This window comes from Piscinibacter sp. XHJ-5 (genome assembly GCF_029855045.1).
Lineage (GTDB): Bacteria > Pseudomonadota > Gammaproteobacteria > Burkholderiales > Burkholderiaceae_C > Albitalea.
In genome coordinates this window covers 4,274,588-4,300,467 of the sequence record NZ_CP123228.1, presented here as the reverse complement: position 1 = coordinate 4,300,467, position 25,880 = coordinate 4,274,588, and the positions used below count along the sequence as shown (strand labels likewise).

The following is a 25,880-nucleotide window of genomic DNA, read 5'->3' as shown; positions in this document are numbered from 1 at the left end:
CTTCAGCGTCGACGATCACCGTTGCCACTGATCGGCGCACGCGGACGACCGACCGGCGGCCCGGCGACCTCGCGCATCGCCGCGTCGATCAGCGCATCGGCCATCCACAGCGCGATGCGCTCCACCTCGCGGTCGGACAGGCCCCAGATGTCCTTGAGCACGACATAGGGCTCGATGCCGTAGACGACCGACAACGCATGGTGCAGCCGCTCGTGCACTTTCGGGGGCAGCCGGCTGGCCAGCGGCTGGATGGCGTGTTCGAGGATGCGCACGCGATGGCCGCGGCGGTACGGCTCCTCCTCGAGCAGGCCGGCGCGCTCGAGCGCCCACTGCTCCAGCGTCAGCTGGGCGGCGGCGCGCAGCTGCGGCTCGAATTCCTTGAAGCGCGGAAAGGTGGAGCGGAACAGCTCGTGCACCCGCATCCGCCCGTCGGGCGACTCCGAGGCGAAGCTGCGCACCGGGCCGAGCGAGGTGTCGATGACGGCCGTGATCAGCGCGCTGCGGCTGGGGAAGTAGCGGTAGGCGGTGGCGCGCGAGACGTTGGAGCGAACGGCCACCTCGGCCACCGACGGGATGTGGCCGTCCTGCTGGATCAGGCGCATGCCGGTGTCGAGCAGCAGCTTCCAGGTGGCGGCCTTGACGCCGCGGCTGGGCGGTTTCGGCGGGGCCGTGACACGAGGCTTGCGAGGGGCCATGCGGGAAATTCCGGAGACGCGGCGAGGCGGGACTTCTTGCGGGACGGCGAGAGCGGCACGTATGATGCGCCGATCCCATTTTGAGACGCAAGTCTCAAAAACATCCAGTGTGTCTCACGGACGACGTCTCGCGGCGCCGTTTCGCAGGGCACCCACAGGAGACAGCCGATGCGCATCGCCAGCTGGAGTTGGGGCGGACGCCTGCATGCCGGCATCGTGTCGGCCGACGGGCGCGAAGCCACGCCGCTTGCATTGCCCGACGCCTCGAGCGGCGCGCTGTCCATCATCCGGTCGGTGGTCGAGGGCAGCGGGCTGCCGCCGCCCGCCGGCGCCCGACTGCCGCTGGAGGCGCTGACGCTGGTCGCGCCGCTGCCGCGTCCGCTGCGCAGCATCCTGTGCGTGGGCCGCAACTACCGCTCGCACGCCGCGGAGCTGGCGAGCAGCGTCTTCCGCGACTCCGTCGCGAACGAGGATCCCTGGCCCATCGTCTTCACCAAGTTCGGTGAATGCGTGATCGGCCCCTACGACCCGGTGCGGCTGCCCGGCCCCGGCGTCACCGCGCAGATCGACTACGAGTCCGAGCTGGCGGTGGTCATCGGTCGCGGCGGGCGCGACATCCCGGCCTCGCGTGCCATGGATCACGTGTTCGGCTACACCGTGGTCAACGACGTGAGCGCGCGCGACGTGCAGGTGCGGCACAAGCAGTGGGACCTCGGCAAGAGCTTCGACACCTTCTGCCCGATGGGCCCGTGGATCACCACCGCCGACGAGCTCGACGGCCGCGACACGCGCGTGCGCGGCTGGGTCAACGGCGAACTGCGGCAGGACGGGCATACCCGCGACATGATCTTCGCCATCCCGGCGCTGATCGAGACCTGCTCGCGCGGCATCACCCTCTACCCGGGCGACGTCATCGCCACGGGCACGCCCGCCGGCGTCGGCATGGGCTTCGATCCGCCGAAGTGGCTGGGCCACGGCGACGTGGTGCGCATCGAGATCGACGGCATCGGCGCCATCGAGAACCGGTTCCAGCTCCACTGAATGCGGATCGCGCCATGGCACTGCAGCTCATCGACAAGCTGGCCGTCGAGGACGAGGGCGACGGCGACGCGGTGATCTGCGTGCACGGGCTGGGCGGCACGTCGAACACCTTCACGCCGCTGATGGGCGCGCTGTCGCGCTTTCGCGTCGTGCGCCCGGACCTGCCCGGCAGCGGCCGCTCGCACGCCGCGATGCCCGGTCCGCTGTCGATCCAGCGCATGGCCGAGGCGGTGCAGACGGTGTGCTCGCGGCTGGGCATCGCGCGGGCGCACTTCGTCGCGCATTCGATGGGCACCATCGTGTGCCAGCACCTGGCGACGATGCAGCCTGCGCTGGTGCGCAGCCTGGCGCTGTTCGGGCCGTTGATGGCGCCTGCCGACGCCGCCCGCACGGCCATCCGCAGCCGCGGCATCAAGGCGCGCGACGAAGGCGCCAGCGGCATGCACGAGATCGCGCTCGCGCTGGTCCAGGCCGCCACCTCCGCCGACACGCGCACGCGCCAGCCGGTGGCCGCCGCCTTCGTGCGCGAGAGCCTGATGCGACAGGACCCCGCCGGCTACGCGCGCTCGTGCGAAGCGCTGGCCGAGGCGCCGCCGGCGCCCGTCGAGCGCATCGAGGTGCAGGCGCTGCTGGTCACCGGCGACGAGGACATCGTCGCGCCGCCGCAGGCGGTGCGTGTGATGGCAGAGCGCATGAAGCGCGCACGCGTCGTGGTGCTGCATCGCTGCGGCCACTGGACGCCCTTGGAGCGCAGCGAAGAGTGCGCCCGCGAACTGCGCGACTTCCTCGCGGCGCAGCGCTGAGTGCGTTCCATCCACCGGAGAGCGACATGGCCGACGTCCTGTTCACCCACGCCCGCATCTTCGACGGCTCGGGCGACGCACCGTACACCGGCGACGTGCTCGTGCAGGGACACCGCATCGCGCGCGTCGTCCGCACCGGCTACGGCGCGCGCAGCCTGCCGGTGCAGGGCGCGGCCGTCGTCGATGCGGCCGGCGCATTCCTCATGCCCGGCATGGTGGAGGCGCACACGCATTTCTCGTGGAACGACCAGCCGAGCCTCGACGCGATCCAGCGCATGCCGCCGGAGGAGCACATCCTCTGGTGCGCGCAGGTCGCGCAGCGCTATCTCGACATGGGCTGGACCTCCTGCGTCGGCGCGGCGTGCGCCAAGCCGCGGCTCGACGTGGTGATCCGCAACGCGATCAACGACGGCACCATCGTCGGCCCGCGCTACCTCGCCGCTAGCCAGGAGATCACCGTGCCCGGGGGTCTGGGCGACACCACGCAGCCGCACCTGCCGCAGCCGGAGTTCGCCTTCGGCGCGGTCGTCAGCGGCTGCGAGGAGATGCGCCGCTGCGTGCGCATGTTCTGCAAGTACGGCGTCGACTCGCTGAAGATCAACCTGTCGGGCGAGTCGATCACCGGCATGGCCAGCGAGATGAGCCAGTTCACCGAGGCCGAGATCGCCACCTGCGTCGAGGAGGCCAAGGCCTGGGGCAAGCGCGTGGCCGCGCACGCGCGCTCTTGCTGGTCGATCAAGCAGTGCGTGAAGCACGGCATCGAGGTCATCTACCACGCGAGCTTCACCGACACCGAGGCGCTCGACCTGCTGGAGGCGCACAAGTCCGAGCACTTCATCGCGCCGGGCCTGGCCTGGCTCATCAACACCTGCCACAACGCGAGCGCGTGGGGCCTCACGCCGGAGGTCACGCGCAAGATGGGCTATCACCGCGAGCTCGAGGCGGCCGTCGAGTCGATGAAGTCGATGCGCCGGCGCGGCATCCGCATCCTGCCCGGCGGCGACTACGGCTTCGCCTGGACGCCGCACGGCACCAACGCGAAGGACCTCGAGTACTTCGTCAAGTACGTCGGCATGAGCCCGATGGAGGCGCTGCTGTCGGCCACGGCCTGGGGCGCGCCGATGATGCGCATGGGCGACGTGCTGGGGCAGGTGCGCGAAGGCTGCCTGGCCGACTTGCTGCTGGTCGACGGCGATCCGCTGGCGGACATCACGGTGCTGCAGGACAAGGCCCGGATCCTCGCGGTGATGAAGGACGGCGAGTTCTACCGCGCGCCGCCGATGCGGTCGGCGCGCACGATGACGAGGTGGGCGGCATGAACAGTGTTCTCTTCACCAACGTCCGGATCCTCGACGGCTCCGGCCAGATGCCCTACAGCGGCAGCGTGCTCGTGCAGGGCAACCGCATCGCGGCCCTGGGTCGCTCCACCTCGGCCTTTCCCACCAACGGGGCGACCGTCATCGACGGCGCCGGCGCGACGCTGATGCCCGGCATGTGCGAGGCCCACACGCACTTCTCCTGGAACGATGCCGCCACGCTGGCCGGCATCCAGACCATGCCGCTGGAAGAGCACGTGCTGTGGTGCGCCAAGGTTGCCAAGCGCTACCTCGAAGCGGGCTGGACCTCGTGCGTCGGCGCGGCCTGCGCCAAGCCCCGGCTGGACGTGGTGATCCGCAACGCGATCAACGCCGGCCAGATCCCGGGCCCCCGCTACCTCGCGGCGAGCCAGGAGATCACCGTGCCCGGCGGGCTCGGCGACGAGACGCTGCCGCACCTGCCCTTTCCCGAATTCAGCTTCGGCGTCAACGTGAACTGCGCGGACGAGATGCGCAAGGTCGTGCGCATGTTCCTGAAGTACGGCGTCGATTCGATCAAGCTCAATCTCTCGGGCGACAACTTCGTTCCGGATGCGCCTGCCGACACCGCGTGGATGACCGATGCCGAGGTGGCCGCCGCGATGGAGGAGGTGCGCATGCGCGGCAAGCGGGGCACGGCGCACGCGCGCTCGGCGGCCTCGGTGAAGCAGGCGCTGCGCCACGGCATCGACGTCATCTACCACGCCAGCTTCACCGACGAGGAGACGCTGGACATGCTGGAGGCCGCGCGCGACCGCGTCTTCGTCGCGCCGGGCATCGCCATCCTCCACGCGATGCTGCACGAGGCCGAGCCGTGGGGCATCACCCACGACAAGGCGGTGGCGATGGGCTACCAGACGGAGTGGGACGCGGCGCTGGAGTCGCTGCGCGCCATGCACAAGCGCGGTGTACGCGTGCTGCCCGGCGGCGACTACGGCTTTGCCTTCACGCCGCACGGCCAGAACGCTCGCGACCTGGAGTTCTTCGTGCGCTACCTCGGCTTCACGCCGATGGAGGCCATCCGCAGCGCCACGCTGTACGGCGGGCAGATCATGATGCGCGCCCACGAGCTCGGCCTGGTGAAGGAAGGCTTTCTCGCCGACCTGCTGCTGGTCGACGGCGATCCGCTGGCCAACCTGGCCATCCTGCGCGACCCGAAGCGCCTGCTCGCGGTGATGAAGGACGGCCGCTTCGCCAAGGCGCCCGAGATCGCGAGCGAGCGCAGCGTGGCGGCGGCGTACGGAAGGGCGGCATGACCGCGCACGGCCGCCGCGAAGCGGTCATCCCGGAGCGCGCAGCGCGCAGGGGTGTCGAATGACCGCGCACGGCCGCCGCGAAGCGGTCATCCCGGAGCGCGCAGCGCGCAGGGGTGTCGAATGACCGCGCACGGCCGCCGCGAAGCGGTCATCCCGGAGCGCGCAGCGCGCAGGGGTGTCGAATGACCGCGCACGGCCGCCGCGAAGCGGTCATCCCGGAGCGCGCAGCGCGCAGGGGTGTCGAATGACCGCGCACGGCCGCCCCGAAGCGGTCATCCCGGAGCGCGCAGCGCGCAGGGGTGTCGAATGACAAGTCGCCAGAAGTTTGCGCTGTGGGTGCTGGTGGGCGGACCCATCGCGGCATTCTCGATCTGGGCGATCGTCGACAACACCCGGCTGTACCTCGTCACGCTGCTGAACGGGCTCACGCTCGCATCGCTGTACTTCATCGTCGCGAGCGGGTTCACGCTGGTGTTCGGGCTGATGCGCAATGTCAATCTCGCGCACGGCTCGCTGTACCTGCTGGGCGGGTACGTCGGCTTCATCGTCGCCGAGCGCACCGGGTGGTGGCTGCTCGCGGTCGCCGCCGGCTTCGCCGTCGCCGCGCTTGCCGGCCTGCTGATGCAGGTGCTCATCCTGCGGCACATGCAGAACCAGGACCTGCGCCAGACCATGGTCACGATCGGACTGTCGATCGTCATCGCGGACGTACTGCTGTGGATGTTCACCGGCCAGGTGCACCAGCTCGAAGCCCCCGAGGCGCTGCGCGGACCCCTGCGCGGCATTCCGGTCATCAACGCGTACTCGGCGTTCCGCCTCAGCCTGCTGGCGATGGGCGTGGCGATCGGCGTGGGGCTGTGGCTGCTGCTCAACCGCACGCGCGTGGGAATGATGATCCGCGCCGGAGTCGACGACCGCGCGATGCTGGCAGCGGCAGGGGTCGATGTGAACCTCGTCTTCGCGATCACCTTCGCACTCGGCGCCGGGCTCGCGGGGCTGGGCGGGGTGATCGGCGCGGTGGAGCTCTCGCTGGTGCCGGGGGAGGACACGCGGCTGCTGCTCGCGTCGCTGATCGTCGTGATCGTCGGCGGCATGGGCAGCGTGGTCGGGGCGGCGATCGGTGCGGCGATCCTGGGATTGGCCGAGACCTACGGGTTGGCTTATGCGCCGACGTACAGCGTGGTGTTCACGTTCGTGATCCTCATCCTGGTGCTGGCCTTTCGGCCACGGGGGATCATGGGGAGGGCGGGATGAGCGGGGATCGGGCTCCGTTCGCCCTGAGCTTGTCGAAGGGCTGGGTGGATGGCGAGCTGGGCTTCGACAAGCTCAGCCCGAACGGGGGGGGCTTCGACAAGCTCAGCCCGAGCGGTGGGGGCTTCGACAAGCTCAGCCCGAACGGTGGGGGCTTCGACAAGCTCAGCCCGAACGGTGGGGGCTTCGACAAGCTCAGCCCGAGCGGCGGGCGTCCGAACGATCGCCATGACGGCACGATGGAGACCGCCTCATGAGCGCCGCCCAATGGCGCCGCGCCATGAACTCCGGCGCCACTGCCGCGGTGCGCCGGCTCCCGTCCGGGCCGAAGACGACCCGCGAGGAGGCGCGGCCCGACCTCCAGCCGCTGCGCTGGCTGCGCCTCATCCGCCCCCGCCACGCGATCGTCGCCGCCTTCGTCGTCCTCTTTCCCTTCATCGCCTCGCCTTTCGTCACCTTCCAGATCGGCGCGCAGGCCCTCGCGCTCGGACTCATCGCGCTGTCGCTGACCTTTCTCGGCGGCTATGGCGGCATGGTCTCGCTGGCGCAGATGACGGTGGCCGGCATCGCCGGCTACACGCTCGCCATTCTCGGCAGCAGCGGCACGGCGCTGAGCCTGGGCTGGCCGTGGTGGGTGGTGCTGCCTTTCGCGCTCGCGATTCCCACCGGCGTCGCGGTGCTGATCGGCTGGCTGTCGGCGCGCACCGAGGGCATCTACACGATCATGATCACGTTGGCCATCGGCGTCGCGTTCTACTACCTCGCGCTGCAGAACTACGACATCTTCAACGGCTTCCAGGGCTTCCAGCGTGTCGTGCCGCCCGTCGTGGCGGGCCTGGACTGGCGCGCGCCGCTGCCGTTCTACGGGCTCACGCTGTTCTGCGCCCTGGCCGGCTACTTCTTCGTCAAGCACCTCGTGCGCACGCCGTTCGGCATCGCGCTGCAGGGCATACGCGACAACCCCAGGCGGATGAACGCGCTGGGCTACAACGTCGTCGCGCACCGCGTGGCCGCGCATGCGGTGGCCGGATTCGTCGCCGCGGTCGGCGGCGTGCTGATGGTCTGGTACAACGGACTCATCACGCCCGGCTCGGTCAGCACCTCGTGGCTGATCAACATCCTCGTCATCGCCGTGCTCGGCGGCATGCGGCATCCGATCGGGCCCTTCCTCGGCGCCATCGCCTTCGTGCTGCTGCAGACCTTCGCGATCGACCTCATCGACCGCGAGCGCTTCAACCTCGTGATCGGCGGCGTGTTCCTCGCCATCGTGCTGTTTTCCCCCGACGGCCTGCTCGGCCTGTGGTCGCGCCTGCGGGCGCGGCTGCTCGCGGGACGGGCTCCCTCCGCGATGCGCCCATTGCATCGGGACAACAACCGAAGGAGACAACCGTGAGAGTGACGAAACGGACTTTTGTGCGCTCCCTGATCGGCGCGGCGGTCGCCGGCGCAGTCGCCGGTGCGGCATGGGCGCAGCAACCGCCGGTGAAGATCGGCCTGCTCGCGACGCTGGAAGGGCCGTTCGCCGCGGGCGGCGCCGACGGCATGCGGGGCGCCGAGCTGGCCGTCAAGCAGCGCGGCGGCACGGTGGCGGGCCGCAAGATCGAGATCATCAAGGCGTCCTCGGATGCGAAGCCGGACGTCGCCGTCAACGCCACGCGCAAGCTGGTCGAGCAGGACAAGGTCGACATCATGGTCGGTCCGCTGTCGGGCTCGGAGGGCATCGCGGTGAAGGACTACGCGAAGACGCAGCCCAACACCACCTTCATCAACGGCTCGTCCGGCGCGCAGGCGACCACGCTGCAGAACCCGGCGCCCAACTTCTTCCGCTTCAACACCGAAGGCGCGCAATGGATGGTGGGCCTGGGCAAGGCGGCGCTCGACAAGGGCTACAAGCGCGTGATGGTGATCGCCGAGGACTACGCGTTCCCGTATTCGCAGGTGCAGGGCTTCATGGCCGAGTACTGCCGACTGGGCGGCAAGGTTCCCGCCAAGGCCTGGGTGCCGCTGGGCGGCAAGGACTATTCGTCGGTGATTGCCAAGGTGCCCAAGGACGTCGATGCGCTGCTGGTCGTGCTGGGCGGCGCCGATGCGGTGAATTTCCTCACCCAGTACGAGTCGGCAGGCGGCGACAAGCCCATCCTCGGCGGCTCGATCACCGTGAGCCAGGACATCCTCAACTACAAGGGCAAGCGCCGCGATTCGCTGGTGGGCACCTTGTCGGCCGGCCCGGTGGCCGACGCCTACGACGGCGCCGAGTGGAAGGCCTTCGTCGCCGACTACAAGAAGAACTACCCCGTCGAGTCCGGAGGCTTCCCCAGCCCGTCGCTGTTCGCCTACGTCTACTACCAGAACATGAAGGCGGCGCTCGATGGGCTCGATGCGGTGAAGGGCGACCTCTCCGGCGGACAGGCGAAGTACCGCGAGGCGCTCGCCAAGATGACGCTGAAGACGCCGACCGGCGACGTCAAGCTCGACGCCAACCGCCAGGCCATCGGCACGACGTTCGTCACCGAGGTGGTGAAGGACGCGCAGGGGAACCTGTTCAACAAGGTGGTCCGCAAGGTCGACAACGTGGACCAGCTGCTCGGGATGAAGAAGGAGGAGTTCCAGATCGGCTCGCGCGACGTCCCCGCATGTCCATGACCCCCGCCGGAGCGCCTTACGGCGCTCCCCCCCAGGGGGGCGCCGCTGGTGGACCGGCGAAGCCGGATCCACGGCGGCCGCTCGAGGGGCGGCGGGGCGCTGGTGCGCCTTCGCCGCTGGCGTCGAGCGATGCGTTGGTGCTGTCGGGGGTGTCGCGTCTGTTCGGTGCCTTGCGCGCGGTCGATGATGTGTCGCTGACGGTGGCTGCAGGCGAGAAGCGCGCGATTCTCGGGGCCAACGGGGCGGGCAAGACGACGCTGTTCAACGCCATCACCGGGGACTTTCCGCCGACCGGGGGGCGCATCCACTTCTTCGGCGAGGACGTGACCGAGCTGCCGCCGTACGAGCGCATCCGCAAGGGGTTGCGGCGCACCTACCAGTCCTCGCTGCTGTTTCGGGATCTCTCGGTGCGCGACAACCTGTTCCTGGCGGTGCGCGGCGTGTCGAGCGGCCGCTTCAGCGCGTGGCGCCCGCGCGCGCGACACGCGTCGCAGGTGGCGACCGACGATCTGCTGGAGCGCACGCGGCTCACGACGGTGGCGAACGAGCCGGTGGCGACGCTCTCGCACGGCCAGCAGCGCCAGCTCGAGATCGGCATGGCGCTGGCCGGCGCGCCCCGGCTGATCCTGTTCGACGAGCCGGCGGCGGGACTTTCGCCGGGCGAGCGGCGCGAGCTGGTCGCCTTGCTCGCATCGCTGCCGGCGCACATGAGCTTCGTGCTGATCGAGCACGACCTCGACATCGCATTGCGCGTCGTGCAGCGCGTCACGGTCATGCACAACGGCCGCGTGCTGAAGGAAGGCACGCCGGGCGAGATTGAGAACGACGCGCAGGTGCAGGCGATCTACATGGGGGGCCGGCACTGATGGCGCGATGGAACGATCGCCGTGAGCCGACGCGGGCGTCCGCGCCGCCGGGCCCGGTGCTCGCGGTCGCGGGCCTCGATGTGTTCTACGGCCGCGCGCACGCGCTGCAGGGCGTCTCGTTCGCGATAGCGCGCGGCATCACGGCGATCGTCGGACGCAACGGCATGGGCAAGACGACCCTGTGCAACGCCATCACCGGGCTGGTGAGGGCGACCGGCAGCGTGCGGCTCGCCGGCGAGGAAATCCTCGGCCTGGCGCCCGACCGGATCACCCGCCGCGGCATCGCCTACGTGCCGCAGGGGCGTCGCGTGTGGGCCTCGCTGAGCGTCGACGAGACGCTGCGTCTGGTGGCACGGCACAAGCGCGACATCGAGCGCATCTATGCAATGTTTCCCCGGCTGGCGGAGCGCCGCGGCCACGGGGGTGCGCAGCTCTCCGGCGGCGAGCAGCAGATGCTCGCCATCGGTCGTGCGTTGCTGCTGGAGCCGCGGCTGCTGGTGATGGACGAGCCGACCGAAGGTCTCGCGCCGGTCATCGTCGAGCAGGTCGAGGCCTCGCTGCGGCAGCTCGGCAGCGACGGCGAGATCGCGGTGCTGCTGATCGAGCAGAACCTGGGCGTGGCCATCGACGTGGCCGACCGCATCGGCGTGATGGTCAACGGCCGCATCGCGCGCGAGATGTCGGCGCGCGAGCTTGCGGCCGATCGCGGCCTGCAGGAAAGGCTGCTGGGCGTGCACCAGAACGGCGACGAGGAGCGGCAGGACGAAGCGCCGCCGGCTCCCGACGACACGGTGCAGGTGCTCACCGTGCGGCGCGCGCATGCGCAGGATGCGCCCACGATGGATTCGCCTGCGCCGCGCCGCTTGCAGGGTCTCACCCGATGGAGCGACGCGGCGACTGCCGCGCCGCCGGCCGGCATTGCCTCGACCGGCGCGCCGACGGTGTCGCAGCCGCCGACGGCGCAGGTGCTCGACTTTCCCGTCTCCGCAAGCACCACGCGCGCCGCCTACGTCGCCGGCACCTTCGACACCAAGGGCCGCGAGCTGTTCTACCTGCGCCAGTGCCTGGAGAAGCTCGGCCTGCGGGTCGTCACCGTCGACCTCGCGACCTCGGGCAAGCCGTCGCCCGCGAGCGTGCCGGCACGCGAGGTGGCGCGCCACCATCCCGAGGGCGAGCGCGCCGTGTTCGGCGACGACCGCGGGCTCGCCGTCAGCGCGATGGCGATCGCCTTCGAGCACTTCATCCGCACCCGACGCGACCTCGGCGGGATCATCTCCGCCGGCGGCTCGGGCGGCACCACGCTGGCCACGCAGGCGATGCGGGCGCTGCCGGTGGGCTGTCCCAAGGTGATGGTGTCGACCATGGCCTCGGGCGACACGCGGCCCTACGTGGGGCCGAGCGACATCTGCATGATGTACTCGGTGACCGACGTGCAGGGCATCAATCGCATCAGCGAGAAGGTGCTCGCCAACGCGGCCCACGCGCTGGCCGGCATGATCGCCCACCCGGCGCCTCAGGCAAGCGAGTCCAAGCCGGCGCTGGGCCTCACGATGTTCGGCGTGACGACCGCGTGCGTGCAGGCGGTGACCAAGCGCCTGGCCGACAGCCACGACTGCCTGGTGTTCCACGCCACCGGCGTCGGCGGGCAGTCGATGGAGAAGCTGGCCGACTCGGGCCTGCTGGCCGGCGTGATCGACGTGACGACCACCGAAGTGGCCGACGAGATCGTCGGCGGCGTGCTCTCCGCCGGGCCGGGGCGGATGGACGTGTTCGCGCGCCACGCGCTGCCGTACGTCGGCTCGTGCGGCGCGCTCGACATGGTCAACTTCGGCGCCTGGGACACGGTGCCGGAGCGCTTCCGGTCGCGGCGGCTGTACCGGCACAACCCCACGGTGACGCTGATGCGCACCACGCCGCAGGAATGCCGTCGCATCGGCGAGTTCATCGCGGGCAAGCTCAATGCCATGAGCGGTCCGGTGCGCTTCCTGATTCCCGAAGGCGGCGTGTCGGCCATCGACAAGCCGGACCAGCCGTTTCACGACCCCGAGGCCGACCGCGTGCTGTTCACGACCATCGAGCAGCAGTTTCGTGCCGCTGGCGATCGGCGGCTGCTGCGCTTGCCGCTGCACATCAACGACGAGGCATTTGCGGATGCGCTGGTGGCGGCATGGGGCGAGGTGACGTCGCCGGTTGCATCGAGGATGGGAGGCGCGCGATGACGACGTCCTCGCCTCCACCCCTCTCCCGCGTTTGTTCGCCAACGCCAGGCTAGGAGCAACAAGCCATGCCCCGCATCGCTCGCCAAGCCGTCCTCGACAAGCTGCGCGCCAAGATCGCGAAGGGCGAGCCCATCGTCGGCGGCGGCGCCGGCACCGGGCTGTCGGCCAAATGCGAGGAGGCCGGCGGCATCGACCTCATCGTCATCTACAACTCCGGCCGCTACCGCATGGCCGGGCGCGGATCGCTGGCCGGGCTGCTCGCGTACGGCAACGCCAACCAGATCGTGGTCGAGATGGCGCGCGAGGTGCTGCCGGTGGTCAGGCACACGCCGGTGCTGGCCGGCGTCAACGGCACCGACCCCTTCATGCTGACCGAGACGTTTCTGCGCGAGCTGATCGGCCTCGGCTTCTCGGGCATCCAGAACTTCCCCACCGTCGGGCTCATCGACGGCACCTTCCGCGCGAACCTCGAAGAGACCGGCATGGGCTACGGCCTCGAGGTCGAGCTGATCGGCCGCGCGCACGCGATGGGCCTGCTGACCACGCCGTACGTCTTCAGCGAGGCCGACGCGCGCGCCATGGCGACGGCAGGGGCCGACATCGTGGTGTGCCACCTCGGCCTCACCACCGGCGGCACCATCGGCGCCGGCACGGCGCTCACGCTGGCCGACTGCGTCGAGCCGATCAACGCCTGGGCGGCGGCCGCGAAGGCGGTACGCCCCGACGTGATCGTGCTGTGCCACGGCGGCCCGATCGCGACGCCCGACGACGCGCGCCACATCCTGGCCCACTGCCCCGGCTGCCACGGCTTCTACGGCGCGAGCTCGATGGAGCGGCTGCCCAGCGAGGCGGCGCTGACCGAGACGACGCGCCGCTTCATGCAGATCACGAGACAAGGAGACGCACCATGACAGGCGCTCAATTCGGCACCTTCCTCCTCGGCCTGATCGTCGTCGCCATCGTCGTGGCGATCGGCGTGTGGCTGCTGCACTGGCTGTACCTGCGCTCCAGCAAGGAGCGCGCTTTCGTCCGCACCGGGCTCGGCGGCCAGAAGGTCGTGCTCGACGGCGGCGCCTTCGTGCTGCCCATCGTGCACGAGGTGATCCCGGTGAACATGAACACGCTTCGCCTCGAGGTGGCGCGCGGGCGCGACAAGGCGCTGATCACCAAGGACCGCATGCGCGTCGACGTGATCGCGGAGTTCTACGTGCGCGTGGCAGCGGCGCCCGACGCGGTGGCGGCGGCGGCGCAGACGCTCGGCCAGCGCACGCTGGAGCCGGAGCAGCTGAAGGAGCTCGTCGAAGGCAAGTTCGTCGACGCGCTGCGCACCGCGGCCGCCGAGATGACCATGGAGCAGCTGCACGAGCAGCGCGGCGCCTATGTGCGGCGCGTGCGCGAGGCGGTCGCCGGCGACCTGACGAAGAACGGCCTGGAGCTGGAAGCGGCGTCGCTGACGCAGCTGGACCAGACCGGCATGGAGTTCTTCAACCCGAGCAACGCCTTCGACGCCGAGGGCCTGACGCGGCTCACCGAGCAGATCGAGCACCGCAAGAAGCAGCGCAACGACGTCGAGCAGGACACCCTCATCGCGATCCGCAACAAGAACCTCGAGGCCGAGAAGCTCTCGCTGGACATCGACCGCGAGAGCGAGTACGCCCGCCTGACGCAGCAGCGCGAAGTCGAGGTTGCGCGCGCCCGCCAGAAGGCCGAGCTCGTCACCGAGCGCGCGCGTCGCGAGCAGGACGCTGAAGGCGCGCAGATCGCGGCGCGCCAGACCATCGAGGCCGCGCGCATCCGCTCGGAGCAGTCGGTCGAGCAGGAGCGCATCCTCAAGGAGCGCACGCTGCAGGCCGCCGAGATCGAGCGGCGGCAGGCGCTGGAGCTGGCCGAGCAGCAGCGGGCGATCGCGGTGGCGCAGGAGAGCAAGGCGCAGAGCGAGGCGCAGGCCGCGGCCGACGAGGCTCGGGCCATGGCGGTGGCGGCCGAGGAGAAGGTGTTCACCGCGCGCGAGGTCGAGACGGCCGAGCGCCGCAAGCAGATCGAGCTGATCGGCGCCGCGCAGGCGGCCGAGCGCGAGGCGCTGCGGCTCACGCATGCCGCCGCCGCCGAGAAGAGCGCGAGCGCCGACCGCGGCGCGGCGATCCGGGCCCAGGCCGAAGCCGATGCCGATGCCGAGAAGATCAAGGCGCTGGCGCTGCGCGTGCGCGCCGAGATCGAGGCCGAGGCCCTGCGCATGATGAACGAGGCGCACAACGTGCTGACGCCGGAGGCGCGGGCCTCGGCGCTGCGCCTGCGGCTGGTCGAGAAGGCCGAAGCCATCATCCGCGAGGCGGTGCGGCCGATGGAGCGCATCGAGGGCATCAAGATCCTGCACGTCGACGGACTGGCCGGCGGCGGCCATGCAAACGGCGACACCCACGGCGCCGGCTTCTCCGACAGCATCGTCAACTCGGCGCTGCGCTTCCGCGCGCAGGCGCCCATCGTCGACCAGCTGCTGCGCGAGATCGGGCTCGATGCGGGCGACATCAACCGCCTGGCCGGCGGGGCGGCCGGCGGCCCGGCGGCGCTGCCGTCGTCGCCGACGGCGAAGAAGGAATGAGGCGATGGTGCAGGTCTACGTCTCCAGCGTGATCGACGCCGACGCCCAGGCGGTCTGGTCGCGGGTGCGCGACTTCAACGGCTTGCCGCAATGGCACCCGGGCATCGCCGACAGCCGCATCGAAGGCGACGACGCCGCCGACCGCGTCGGCTGCGTGCGGCGCTTCCACACCCGCGACGGCGGGCAGATCCGCGAGAGGCTGCTGGCCCTGTCGGACTACGACTATGCGTGCACGTACTCGATCCTCGACAGCCCGATGGGCGTCGACCAGTACATCGCGACGCTGAAGCTGACGCCCGTCACCGACGGCGCGCGCACCTTCGCCGAGTGGAGCGCCGAGTTCGACTGTGCCGAGGGCCGCGAACGCGAGCTGACCGAGCTGATCGGGCAGGGCGTGTTCCAGGTGGGCTTCGATGCGCTGAAGCGGCATTTCCGGCGGTGAGCTCGCCCATCTCTCGCGCCTTCGGGGCGTTCGGTCTCTGTGGTCTGGATCTGTCTTGCTTCAACGGGTAACCCGCTCCACCGTCATCGACGCGCCCATCGAGCGCGTCTGGGCGGTGCTGCGCGACTTCAACAGCCACGACCAGTGGCACGAGGTCGTCGACCACAGCCGCATCGAGGGCGGCGAGGGCAGCGATCGGGTCGGCTGCGTGCGCAGCTTCACGCTGAAGGACGGCAACCGCATCCGCGAGCAGCTGCTGGCGCTGTCGGACACCGAGCACCGCTCGACCTACTGCATCGTCGAGGCGACGGTGCCGCTGCAGCGCTACGTGGCCACCGTCACGTTGAAGCCCGTGACTGACGGCAACCGCACCTTCTGGCACTGGGAATCGACCTTCGCCACACCGCCGGGGCGCGAGCGTGAGCTGCGCGAGATGGTGGCCAGCGGCGTCTACGAAGCGGGCTTCGAGAACCTGAGACGCCACCTGCAGCAGGCGGGCGATCTGCGCGGACGCGGCGCGGCTGACGCCGGGGGGCGGCCGCTGCCATCGCGGCAGGTGCGCCTGCATGCCTACGGCGGCAGCGAGCAGCTTGAGGCCGCCGACGGCGAAGCGCCGCCGCCCCGGGCAGGCGAAGTGCGCATCGGCCAGCGGGCGATCGGCGTCAACTTCATCGATGTGTACCTGCGCCGCGGGTGGATCCCGACCATGCTGCCGGTGTCGTCCGCGTCGCCCGGCGTGCCCGGCATGGAAGCGGCCGGCACGGTGATCGACGTGGGAGAGGGCGCCGGCACGCTGCTGCCCGGTGATCGCGTGGCCTATCTCGGGCCGGCGCCCGGGGCGTACTGCAGCGTGCGCACGGTGCCCGCGGAGTGGGTCGTGCGGCTGCCGACAGGCATCGACGACGAGACGGCGGCGGCGCTGCTGCTCAAGGGCATCACGGCGGACATCGTGCTGCGCGACCTGGGGCACGTGCGCCCCGGCATGCGTGTGCTGGTGCATGCGGCTGCCGGCGGCGTGGGCCTGCTCGTGTGCAGCTGGGCGCGCAAGCTGGGCGCCATTGTGATCGGCACGGTGTCCAGCGAGGAGAAGGCGCGCGTGGCGCGCGAGCACGGCTGCGGGCATGTCATCGTCACGCGCGAGTACCGATTCGCCGAGGCGGTGCAGCGGCAGTTCGACGGTGCGGACCTGATCGTCGACGGTCTCGGCGAGGCGGCGCGCGAGGAGAACTTCGCCGCGCTCGCCGCCTGCGGGCACTGGGTCAGCCTGGGCCAGGCGAGCGGCGCCCTGTCGCCCATCTCGCCCGACATGCTGGTGCAGAAGTCGGCGACGTTCTCTCGCCCCGCGGTGTTCCATCACGTGGCCACGCAGGCCGCACTGGCCGAGCGCGCCCAGCGGGTGTGGCAGGCGCTCGCCGACGGCACGCTGGACCCGCCGCCGCTGTCGCGATTCCCGCTCGATGCGGCAGGCCTTGCCCACGCGCGGCTCGAATCGCGTGCCACCATCGGGGCCCTGGTCCTGATCGCTTGAGGAGGCCTGGATGATCGTCGGCATGAACCATTTCACCGTCATCGCGGAGGACGCGGACCGGACGCTCGCTTTCTACGTCGGCCTGCTGGGCATGACGGTCGGCCATCGGCCCGACCTCGGCTTTCCCGGCGCCTGGCTCTACGCCGGCGGACCGCAGGCGCTGCTGCACGTGTACTTCGACCGGCCGGTGCCGCCGCAGCGGGCCGGGGTCATCGACCACATGGCGTTCACCGCGCAGGGCCTGAAGGACGTGAAGGCGCGCTTCGACGAGCAAGGGGTCAAGTACGACCTGCGCCGGCAGGCCGGGGCGGGCACCTGGCAGCTCTTCTGCTTCGATCCGAACGGGGCGAAGGTCGAGCTGGATTTCGATGCGTCGGAGAGTCTTTGACGAGGGTGTGGTGGTGGCCGGGAATGCCGATTGCCGAATCTGCGCATGAACTGGTGGACCCGTTTGACCCAGGGCAAGGACAAGCAGCCCGCCAAGGTGCCGCCGCGCCGCGCGTGGTGGACCTTCATCGCGCTGCTGCTGGCCAACTACCTGGTGATGCGCCTGCTGTTCCCCGACCCCGACGCGCCGGCGACCGTGCCCTACACCGTGTTCAAGGAGCAGGTGGCCAAGCGCAACGTGAAGTCGATCTACAGCCAGGGCGTGAGCATCGAGGGAAGCTTCGTCTCGGCGATCCCCTGGCCGCCGCCCGAAGGCAGCAGCGTGCCGCCGCGCGCGGCGCGCGCCAGTGCGCCGGCGCAGGCGCCGCGGCCGCATGACACCTTCACCACCACGCTGCCGGCCTTCGTCGACGAAGGCCTGGAGACCTTCCTCATCGACCACGGCGTGGAGATCAGCGCCGTGCCCATCCGCACCGGCGGAGGCTGGGGCAACTTCTTCCTCGGCTTCGGCCCGGCGCTGCTGCTGATCGCCTTCTACGTCTGGCTGTACCGCCGCGCGCAGCAGGGTGGCGGGCTCGGCGGCGGGCTGATGGGCATCGGCAAGAGCAAGGCGCGCCGCTACGACCAGGACGCCGAGAACCGCGTCACCTTCGCCGACGTGGCCGGCATCGACGAAGCCGAGAACGAGCTGGTCGAGGTCGTCGACTTCCTGAAGGACCCGCAGAAGTACACGCGCCTGGGCGGCACCGCGCCGAAGGGCGTGCTGTTGATCGGGGCGCCGGGCACCGGCAAGACCTTGCTCGCGAAGGCGGTGGCGGGCGAAGCGGGCGTGCCGTTCTTCTCGATGAGCGCGGCGGAGTTCGTCGAGATGATCGTCGGGGTCGGCGCGGCGAGAGTGCGCGACCTCTTCAAGCAGGCGCGCGAGAACGCGCCGGCGATCATCTTCATCGACGAGATCGATTCGATCGGGCGTGCGCGCGGACCGACGTCCATCGGCGGCGTCGGCGAGCAGGAGCAGACGCTGAACCAGATCCTCACCGAGATGGATGGCTTCTCGGGGCGCGAGGGCATCATCGTGCTGGCGGCGACCAACCAGCCCGACGTGCTGGACCGCGCGCTGCTGCGTCCCGGCCGCTTCGATCGGCGCGTGGTGGTGAACCTGCCGGACCGCGTCGGCCGCGAAGCCATCCTGCGGGTGCACACGCGCAAGGTGCCGCTGGCGCATGAGGTCGACCTGGGCGAGCTGGCGTCGGCCACGCCGGGCCTGTCGGGGGCGGACCTGAAGAACCTGGTGAACGAGGCGGCGCTGCTGGCCGCGCGCCGCGAGCGCAACGAGGTGCATCACAAGGACTTCCTCGATGCGCTGGAGAAGATCGTGCTCGGTCCGGAGCGCCCGCTGCTGCTGACCCGCGAGGACCGCGAGCGCATCGCCTATCACGAGAGCGGCCATGCCATCCTGGGACTGGTGATGCCGGGCGCCGACCCGGTGCACCGCGTGACCATCGTGCCGCGCGGGCAGGCGCTGGGCGTCACCTACCAGCGACCGCAGACCGACCGCTACAACTACCCCGAGGCCTACCTGCGGGCGCGCATCGTCGGCATGCTGGGCGGGCGCGCGGCCGAGGAGGTGGTGTACGGCACCAGGACCACCGGCGCCGAGAACGACATCGAGCAGGCCACGCAGCTCGCGCGCAACATGGTCACGCGCTGGGGCATGAGCGACGAGCTGGGCATGGTCGAGCTCGCGCCGCGCGACAACCCCTATCTCGGCATCGGCGGCGCCTACGCGGGCGCGAAGCCCTTCAGCGAGGACACGGCCCGCGTCATCGACGCCGAGGTGCACCGCATCCTGCACGAGAGCCACGAAGAGGCCAAGCGCCTGCTGAACGAGCATCGCCGCTCTCTCGACGCGCTGGTGCGCGCCCTGCTCGAGCGCGAGACGCTGGGCGAGCAGGAGATCCTCGAGGTGACGGGGTTGCCGCCCGCGCCGGCACTGGCGAATCAGCCCTTGCGGGCGGTGTCGTAGGGGCCCTCACCCTGGCCCTCTGCCGCAGGCGGGAGAGGGGCAGGGGTGAGGGCTACATCTTCAGCGCCGCCGCCAGATCCACCGGTGCATCGCGCTGCGGCCGCAGATCGAGCGAGCCTTCGATGTGATCCAGGTGCTCCACCATCAGCGCAGCTGCGCGCTCGGCGCGGCGGCGCTCGATGGCGGCCAGCAGCAGCTCGTGTTCGTCCTCGCGGCAGGCCGTGGCATGCGGCGCGTCGTACAGGAATATCGCCAGGCAGCTCAAGGAGGCCAGCGCACGCATGCTGCGCTCGAGCATGCGGTTGCCGGCGTATTCGGCCAGGCGCACGTGGAACTCGGCCGACAGCCGCACCATGGCCGGCCGGTCCTGCCGGGCGCGTGCAAGCTGTTCCTCACGGACCGCGGCGCGCAGCCGGGCCACTGCGTCGGCGTCGCGGCGCGCGATCAGGCGGCGCACCAGCGCCGGCTCGATGAGGCGGCGCGCCTCGAACACCTCGCGGGTCTCGTCCGGCGACGGCGAGGCGATGAAGGCGCCGCGGTTGGGAATGGTGGTGACCACGCCTTCGTCGGCCAGCCGTGCCAGCACGTCGCGCACTTGCGCGCGGCTGGTGTCGAACAGCTCGGCCAGCCGGTCCTCCACCAGCTTGGTCCCCGGCGGCAGGCGGTGCTCCATCACCGCCTGCACGATGCGGTCGTAGATGGCGCTGCGGACGACGAGGCCGCTGGTGGGCGGAGGGATGGATTTCTGGTGTGCCGGCATGCGATGGATTGTCTGCCGCCACGTCACCCCAAGCGCCGCGACAACGCATCGGACACGCCCGTCCACGCCGCCGCCGCGCGCGTCGTCCGCATCTGCCGATCATCGGCTCGTGCCATGCGCACGATGGCCCGGGTCCCCGCCGCCACGCTGTCGATGAGCGCAACGCTGGCGCTGCGCTCGATGCGCCCTGCCAGTCCGGCCAGGGCCGCCCCGCCGAGGATCACCGCCTGGACGCCGACGGCCGCCTCACGGCAGGCCGCACCGAGCAGCGACGCCGCGGCATCCACGTCGGCGGCCAGCTCGGCGCCCGACGGCTCGACCGTGTGCACGCGTGCCAGCGCGCCGCCGAATCCCCAGCTGCGCGCGATCCGCTCCAGCATCGGCCCCCAGGCTCTGCCACCGGTGACGACAGCGAACATGCCCAAGCCCGTCGCTTCGCGCATCGACGCCTCGGCGAGCCCGATCACCGGCCGCCGCGAGAGCTGGCGCAGGGCCTCCACCCCGGGATCGCCGAAGCAGGCGAGCAGCACCGCGTCGGGCTCGCCATGGGCTTCGGCGTGCACGGCGTAGGCGTCGAGCGCCGCATGCGCAGCGACCGCGTAGCTCGTCTCGTCCGCGATGTAGCTGGCGCCGAAGCGAGCCGTGGTGGCCTCCACCATCACGTGCGCTCCGGCCGCGCCGGCCACATGCCGTTGCAGCAAGGCCGTCGTGGCCGAAGAGGTATTGGGATTGACGATCAGCAGCCGCATCGGGGAAGGCGCCTCAGCGCGGCGCGGCGCGACGCCGGCGCAGTGCGGCCACCGCGATCAGCGCGGCGGTGACGACCGCGAGCGACACGCCGGTCGTCAGCGTGCCCAGCGCATAGATGGCGGGCGTGGTCACGGTGGTGGTGAGCCCCTGCAGCTCCAGCGGCAGGGTGTTGAGCTCGCCCACGGCCTGCGACGAGCGCGAGATCTCGTCCCAGCTCAGCGTGAAGCCGAACATGCCGATGCCGACCACCGACGGCGCGATCAGAGGAAGCACGACGTGGCGCAAGCTCTGCCATGGCGTCGCGCCCTGGTCGCGCGCGGCCTCCTCGTAGGCCGGGTTGAAGCGGTTGAACACCGCGAACATGATGAGCAGTCCGAACGGCAGCGTCCAGGAGAGATGCGCGCCCAGCCCCGAGGTGTACAGGCCGAGCGAAGTGGTGTAGCCCTCGAGCATCGAGCCGGCGCCGACCGCCTCGAGCAGCCACTTCAGCGCTGCATCGAGCAGGCGGAACTGCAACGCGATGCCCAGCGACACGATGATGGACGGCATGATGAGGCTGGCCACGGTCACGTAGAACAGCGCGTTGCCGCCGGGCAGGCGCTTGCGGAACGCCAGCCCCGCCGACAGCGACAGCAGCACGGTGAGCAGCATCACCACGGCGCCGAGCGAGAACGAGCGCCGCAGCGCCGCGCCGATGTCGACCACGCCGAGGCCCTTGCCCAGCTCGGCATACCAGTGGGTGGACAGGCCGCGCATCGGGAAGGTGAGCCCGCCTTCGGGACCCTGGAAGCTCAGCACGAAGATGGTGATCACCGGCCCGTAGAGAAACAGCACGAAGCCGGCGAAGACGCAGGCCAGCGGCCAGAAGCCCGGACGGCGCGGTTCGCGTTTCATCAGAGCTCCTTGCGCAGGTCGACCAGGCGGTTGAGCGCCACGATGATCAGCAGCACCACGGCCAGCAGCACCACCGCGTTGGCCGCGGCCAGCGGGAACTGCAGGTACGAGGTCTGCACCTGGATGATCTTGCCGACCGACGCGATCTGCTGGCCGCCCATGACGCCGACGGTGACGAAGTCGCCCATCACGAGCGTGATGACGAAGATCGAGCCGATCAGCACGCCGGTGCGCGACAGCGGCACGATCACGTGCCACAGCGTCTGCCAGGCGGTGGCGCCCGCGTCCTCCGCGGCTTCGAGCAGCGAGCGGTCGATGCGCATCATCGAGTTGAAGATGGGCACCAGCATGAACATCGTGTTGAGGTGGACGAATGTCAGCACCACCGAGAACTGGGAGAACAGCAGCCACTCGACCGGCTGGTCCACCAGGCCCGCGCCGAGCATGGCCTGGTTCACCAGGCCATTGCGGCCCAGCAGCGGCAGCCACGAGATCATGCGGATCACGTTGGAGGTCCAGAACGGAATCGTGCACACCACGAACAGCAGCGTCTGCATCGCCACCGAGCGAACGTGGAAGGCCAGGAAGTAGGCGATCGTGAAGCCCAGCACCAGCGTGATCGCCCACGCCGTCAGCGAGAAGCGCAGCGTGGACGCATAGGTCTTCAGGGTCACGCACGGATCGGCCAGATTGCCGCAGCCGGCAAAGATCGTCGCGTAGTTGTCGAAGGTGAAGCCCGGCACCAGCGCATAGTCGCTGGTCGGCCACAGGCTCACCGCCGCCACGAGCACCAGAGGCGCGATGAAGAAGAAGACGAAGACGGCCGCGAAGGGCAGGGCCTGCAGCCAGGCCGGCACTCCGGCGTCGCGACGCGCGGGGCGCGGCCGGGCTGCGACGACCGGCTCTGCTGCCGACAGCGCGTCGCTGAGGCCTGGTGCATTCATCTCAACCGCTCCACGCCCGCGACCTTCTGAGAGCGATGCCGTTCGCCCTGAGCTTGTCGAAGGGCAGCGCCGCACGGCACGACCTTTCCGGCCGAGCTTGGCGAACCTGCATGCGGATCGCGTGCAGCTTCGACAGGCTCAGCCCGAACGGACTCCTGACTGAGAAACGAAACTGCTGCCTCCGCATTCCGTTCGCCCTGAGCTTGTCGAAGGGCAGCCTCGCACGGCACGACGTTTCCGGCCGAGCTTGGCGAACCTGCATGCGGATCGCGTGCAGCTTCGACAGGCTCAGCCCGAACGGACTTCTGACTGAGAAACGAAACTGCTGCCTCCGCATTCCGTTCGCCCTGAGCTTGTCGAAGGGCAGCCTTGCACGGCACGACGTTTCCGGCCGAGCTTGGCGAACCTGCATGCCGATCACGTGCAGCTTCGACAGGCTCAGCCCGAACGGACTCCTGACTGAGAAACGAAACTGCTGCCTCCGCATTCCGTTCGCCCTGAGCTTGTCGAAGGGCAGCCTCGCACGGCACGACGTTTCCGGCCGAGCTTGGCGAACCTGCATGCCGATCACGTGCAGCTTCGACAGGCTCAGCCCGAACGGACTCCTGACTGAGAAACGAAACTGCTCCCTCCGCATACCGTTCGCCCTGAGCTTGTCGAAGGGCAGCCTCGCACGGCACGACGTTTCCGGCCGAGCTTGGCGAACCTGCATGCGGATCGCGTGCAGCTTCGACAGGCTCAGCCCGAACGGACTCCTGACTGAGAAACGAAACTGCTCCCTCCGCATACCGTTCGCCCTGAGCTTGTCGAAGGGCAGCCCCGCACCGCTCGACCTTTCCGGCTGAGCTTATCGAAGCTGCATGCGGATCGACAGGCTCAGCCCGAACGCAGGCCGGTGCTTCTTCGGAAACGCCGGGCCGGTCGCCACGGCCTGGGATGCTCTCGAGCGGCGCCCGCGGATCCGGCCGCGGATGGTCCATCAAGCCGCCACGAACTCGTTCCACTTCTGCACCAGGTACGCGTTCTCATCCATCGTCGCGTTCCAGCAGGCGATGCCCCCCATGCGCTGCTCGTAGGAGCCTCCGTCACGCACCGTGCCGGCCTTCTCGAGCACCTGCCCGCTCGGCGACTTGATGTCCTTCTCCGCCGGCTTGCCTTCCATCCAGTACGCCCATTCGTACGGCTCCATCTTGGCCTTGGCCGTCTCGAGCACCGCGCTGTAGTAGCCCTGCCGGTTCAGGTAGGCGCCGGCCCAGCCGTCGAGGAACCAGTTGATGAACTCGTACGCGCCGTCGAGCTTGCGGCCCGTCAGCGTGGCCGGCAGCCCGAAGCCTGCCGCCCACGCGCGATAGCCCTCCTTCAGCGGCTGGTACACGCAAGGCACGCCCTTGGAACGCACGGCGGTCACGGCCGGCGACCACATCGACTGGATCACCACCTCGCCCGAAGCCATCAGGTTGACGCTCTCGTTGAAGTCCTTCCACAAGCTGCGGAACTGGCCGGCCTTCTTGGCCTCGATGAGCGTCTTGATGGTGAGGTCGATCTCCTTCTTCGTCATGTTGCCCTTGTCGGGGTATTTGTACAGGCCGAGCGCCTCCACCACCATCGCCGCATCCATGATGCCGATCGACGGGATGTTGAGGATGGAGGCCTTGCCCTTGAACTCCGGCGAGAGCAGGTCCTTCCAGCTCTCGATGGGGCGCTTGACGAGGTCGGGCCGGATGCCCAGCGTGTCGGCGTTGTAGACCGTGGGGATCAGCGACATCCACTGCGTCGGCTGCTGGGCGAAGGCCTTCGACTTCTCGCCCTGCAGGTAGATCACCTTCTTCGGCGCGGTGCCCTGGTCGCCCACCTTCCTGCCGCCGACTTCGCCTCGGGTGAACAGCGGCGTGATCTTGTCGACGTTCTTGATGCGCTTGGCGTCTATGCCCTTCAGGTTGCCGGTGGGCACCACCTTGGGAAGCGAGAAGTACTCGGTGTCGGCGAGGTCGAAGCTGCTGGGCGAGGTGACGATGCGCTTGGTGACCTCGTCGGTGTTGACTGCCACGTACTGGATCTCGATGCCCGTGTCGGCCTTGAAGCGCTCGGCGATCGCCTTGTCCTGGTTGACCGCGGTGCCGAGGTAGCGCAGCACGATCTTCTCCTGCGCGTGCACGGCCGGAAACAGGCCCGCGGCGAGGATGCCGGCCGTGCCCTTGAGCACGGTGCGGCGCGGCAGCGCGGCGCAGGGAATGTCCGACTCGGGGGACTTGGTGTCTTGCTCGCTCATGGTCTTCTCCTGGGGGTGGGGTTCTCTTGCGCCGCACGCGGCGCTCGATGGGCGGATGTCACGCGGCCAGCCGGTGAACGTCGTGCGGCGCCCAGTGCGCGCAGGCGCTGTCGCCGGGCTGCCATGGCGCGGCATGGAACTGGGCCTCGGGCAGCATCACGCTGAGCTCCGGCACCGTCTCGCTGGCCAGCGCGATCAGCACATGCGTGCCCTGGTATTCGACGCTGCGCACCATGGCCGGAATCACGTTGCCGGCGGCCGGCAGCGGCTGGCGGCTGAGAACGGTCCGGTCGGTGCGCACGGCGATGAGGTCGCCGTCGGCGCCCGCGATGACGTTGTGGCCCCCGATGAAGCGCGCGACGAACTCGGTGCGCGGCGCGTCGAACACCTCGTGCGGCGTGCCCTGCTGCTCGATGCGGCCGTGGTTCATCACCACCACCACGTCGGCCAGCGCCATCGCTTCCTCCTGGGAGTGCGTGACATGCACGAAGCTCATCGACAGCTTCTTCTGCCATTCCTTGAGCTCGGCGCGCATGCGCACCCGCAGGAACGGATCCAGCGCCGACAGCGGCTCGTCGAGCAGCAGCAGCTTGGGCTCGTTGATCAGCGCCCGTGCCAGTGCGACACGCTGCTGCTGGCCGCCGGACAGCTCGGCGGGCTTGCGGTGCGCCAGCGCCGCGAGCGACACGCGCTCCAGCAGCGCAAGCGCGCGCCGATGCCGCTCCTCGCGCGGGACGCCGCGCATGCGCAGGGCGAAAGCGACGTTGTCGAGGGCGCTGAGGTGAGGGAACAGCGCATAGCTCTGGAACATCATCGCCGTGCCGCGCTGGGCGGTGGGCAGGTCGGTGATGTTGAGCCTGCCCAGCAGGATGTCGCCTTCGCTCACCTGCTCATGGCCGGCGATCATGCGCAGGATGCTGGTCTTGCCGCAGCCCGAAGGCCCGAGCAGGCAGCAGTAGCGGCCGGCGGGCACCCTCAGGTCGACGCGATCGACCGCCGTGGTGGCGCCGTAGTGCTTGACGACGTGGATGAGTTCGAGGTCGGCGCTGGGCATGCTGAGCGCCGATGCCAGCAACCGCCGTGCCAATCATGTCACCAGGATTGTCGACAAAACGACGACAGATTACATACATCTTGGTGCGCGCATGCACA

At 69.8% G+C, this 25,880-nt stretch carries 24 protein-coding genes and 1 pseudogene; 17 read left to right on the top strand and 8 right to left on the bottom strand.

Features of this window, described 5'->3' with window-relative positions; genetic code table 11:
* Positions 1-2: 2 nt before the first annotated feature.
* Positions 3-695, bottom strand: a complete 693-nt coding sequence (locus P7V53_RS20295) for a TetR/AcrR family transcriptional regulator (protein WP_280151323.1) — start codon at positions 693-695, stop codon at positions 3-5.
* Positions 696-863: 168 nt separating this feature from the next.
* On the opposite strand from P7V53_RS20295, the gene P7V53_RS20290 reads away from it, so the two are divergent.
* The 17 genes and pseudogenes from P7V53_RS20290 to ftsH all read left to right on the top strand — a co-directional run bounded on the left by P7V53_RS20290 (position 864) and on the right by ftsH (position 19,111).
* Positions 864-1,736, top strand: coding sequence for a fumarylacetoacetate hydrolase family protein (locus P7V53_RS20290; protein WP_280151322.1), 873 nt, complete (start codon positions 864-866; stop codon positions 1,734-1,736).
* 14 nt (positions 1,737-1,750) lie between these two features.
* The gene (locus P7V53_RS20285) at positions 1,751-2,539 is read left to right on the top strand and encodes an alpha/beta hydrolase (protein WP_280151321.1); all 789 of its coding nucleotides are present in this window, start codon (positions 1,751-1,753) and stop codon (positions 2,537-2,539) included.
* Between the two features lie 26 nt (positions 2,540-2,565).
* On the top strand, positions 2,566-3,858 hold the full coding sequence (locus tag P7V53_RS20280; protein ID WP_280151320.1) for an amidohydrolase family protein: 1,293 nt from the start codon (positions 2,566-2,568) through the stop codon (positions 3,856-3,858).
* Positions 3,855-5,150: an amidohydrolase family protein gene (locus P7V53_RS20275; protein ID WP_280151319.1), complete on the top strand. Its 1,296-nt coding sequence runs from the start codon at positions 3,855-3,857 to the stop codon at positions 5,148-5,150. Before P7V53_RS20280 ends, P7V53_RS20275 begins: the two co-directional genes overlap by 4 nt.
* Positions 5,151-5,456: 306 nt before the next feature.
* Complete coding sequence (locus P7V53_RS20270; protein ID WP_280151318.1) at positions 5,457-6,404, top strand: branched-chain amino acid ABC transporter permease; 948 nt, start codon at positions 5,457-5,459, stop codon at positions 6,402-6,404.
* The gene (locus P7V53_RS20265; protein ID WP_280151317.1) at positions 6,401-6,658 is read left to right on the top strand and encodes a hypothetical protein; all 258 of its coding nucleotides are present in this window, start codon (positions 6,401-6,403) and stop codon (positions 6,656-6,658) included. Before P7V53_RS20270 ends, P7V53_RS20265 begins: the two co-directional genes overlap by 4 nt.
* Positions 6,655-7,794 carry a branched-chain amino acid ABC transporter permease gene (locus P7V53_RS20260; RefSeq protein WP_280151316.1) on the top strand — a complete coding sequence of 380 codons (1,140 nt, stop codon included), beginning with the start codon at positions 6,655-6,657 and terminating at the stop codon, positions 7,792-7,794. The genes P7V53_RS20265 and P7V53_RS20260 overlap by 4 nt, the downstream gene beginning before the upstream one ends.
* Positions 7,791-9,044, top strand: a complete 1,254-nt coding sequence (locus P7V53_RS20255; protein WP_280151315.1) for an ABC transporter substrate-binding protein — start codon at positions 7,791-7,793, stop codon at positions 9,042-9,044. The genes P7V53_RS20260 and P7V53_RS20255 overlap by 4 nt, the downstream gene beginning before the upstream one ends.
* On the top strand, positions 9,041-9,910 hold the full coding sequence (locus tag P7V53_RS20250) for an ABC transporter ATP-binding protein (RefSeq protein ID WP_280151314.1): 870 nt from the start codon (positions 9,041-9,043) through the stop codon (positions 9,908-9,910). Before P7V53_RS20255 ends, P7V53_RS20250 begins: the two co-directional genes overlap by 4 nt.
* Positions 9,910-10,413: pseudogene (locus P7V53_RS20245) on the top strand (ATP-binding cassette domain-containing protein); the annotation flags it as partial. The gene P7V53_RS20250 and the pseudogene P7V53_RS20245, both read left to right, overlap by 1 nt.
* Positions 10,414-10,875: 462 nt before the next feature.
* Entirely contained in the window at positions 10,876-12,129 is a 1,254-nt protein-coding gene (locus P7V53_RS20240; protein WP_280156564.1) for a Tm-1-like ATP-binding domain-containing protein, read from the top strand.
* 65 nt (positions 12,130-12,194) lie between these two features.
* The gene (locus P7V53_RS20235; protein ID WP_280151313.1) at positions 12,195-13,040 is read left to right on the top strand and encodes a phosphoenolpyruvate hydrolase family protein; all 846 of its coding nucleotides are present in this window, start codon (positions 12,195-12,197) and stop codon (positions 13,038-13,040) included.
* Positions 13,037-14,728: a flotillin domain-containing protein gene (locus P7V53_RS20230; protein WP_280151312.1), complete on the top strand. Its 1,692-nt coding sequence runs from the start codon at positions 13,037-13,039 to the stop codon at positions 14,726-14,728. Before P7V53_RS20235 ends, P7V53_RS20230 begins: the two co-directional genes overlap by 4 nt.
* Positions 14,729-14,732: 4 nt before the next feature.
* Positions 14,733-15,170: an SRPBCC family protein gene (locus P7V53_RS20225; RefSeq protein ID WP_280151311.1), complete on the top strand. Its 438-nt coding sequence runs from the start codon at positions 14,733-14,735 to the stop codon at positions 15,168-15,170.
* Between the two features lie 55 nt (positions 15,171-15,225).
* The gene (locus P7V53_RS20220) at positions 15,226-16,698 is read left to right on the top strand and encodes an SRPBCC family protein (protein WP_280151310.1); all 1,473 of its coding nucleotides are present in this window, start codon (positions 15,226-15,228) and stop codon (positions 16,696-16,698) included.
* A gap of 22 nt (positions 16,699-16,720) precedes the next feature.
* On the top strand, positions 16,721-17,086 hold the full coding sequence (locus tag P7V53_RS20215; RefSeq protein WP_280151309.1) for a VOC family protein: 366 nt from the start codon (positions 16,721-16,723) through the stop codon (positions 17,084-17,086).
* Between the two features lie 45 nt (positions 17,087-17,131).
* Positions 17,132-19,111, top strand: a complete 1,980-nt coding sequence (gene ftsH, locus P7V53_RS20210; RefSeq protein WP_280151308.1) for an ATP-dependent zinc metalloprotease FtsH — start codon at positions 17,132-17,134, stop codon at positions 19,109-19,111.
* Positions 19,112-19,163: 52 nt separating this feature from the next.
* Here ftsH and P7V53_RS20205 read toward each other — a convergent pair whose 3' ends face one another.
* From P7V53_RS20205 to P7V53_RS20175, 7 genes are all read right to left on the bottom strand, one after another.
* Entirely contained in the window at positions 19,164-19,871 is a 708-nt protein-coding gene (locus P7V53_RS20205; RefSeq protein ID WP_280151307.1) for a GntR family transcriptional regulator, read from the bottom strand.
* Positions 19,872-19,894: 23 nt separating this feature from the next.
* Positions 19,895-20,620 (bottom strand): aspartate/glutamate racemase family protein, encoded by a 726-nt coding sequence (locus P7V53_RS20200; RefSeq protein ID WP_280151306.1) that lies wholly within the window; start codon positions 20,618-20,620, stop codon positions 19,895-19,897.
* Positions 20,621-20,633: 13 nt separating this feature from the next.
* Complete coding sequence (locus tag P7V53_RS20195) at positions 20,634-21,515, bottom strand: ABC transporter permease subunit (protein WP_280151305.1); 882 nt, start codon at positions 21,513-21,515, stop codon at positions 20,634-20,636.
* Entirely contained in the window at positions 21,515-22,459 is a 945-nt protein-coding gene (locus tag P7V53_RS20190) for an ABC transporter permease (RefSeq protein WP_280151304.1), read from the bottom strand. Before P7V53_RS20190 ends, P7V53_RS20195 begins: the two co-directional genes overlap by 1 nt.
* A 1-nt stretch (position 22,460) precedes the next feature.
* Complete coding sequence (locus P7V53_RS20185; protein WP_280151303.1) at positions 22,461-23,171, bottom strand: hypothetical protein; 711 nt, start codon at positions 23,169-23,171, stop codon at positions 22,461-22,463.
* A 267-nt stretch (positions 23,172-23,438) separates the two neighbouring features.
* On the bottom strand, positions 23,439-24,728 hold the full coding sequence (locus P7V53_RS20180) for a PotD/PotF family extracellular solute-binding protein (RefSeq protein WP_280151302.1): 1,290 nt from the start codon (positions 24,726-24,728) through the stop codon (positions 23,439-23,441).
* 58 nt (positions 24,729-24,786) lie between these two features.
* The gene (locus P7V53_RS20175) at positions 24,787-25,782 is read right to left on the bottom strand and encodes an ABC transporter ATP-binding protein (protein WP_280151301.1); all 996 of its coding nucleotides are present in this window, start codon (positions 25,780-25,782) and stop codon (positions 24,787-24,789) included.
* Positions 25,783-25,880: the final 98 nt, after the last annotated feature.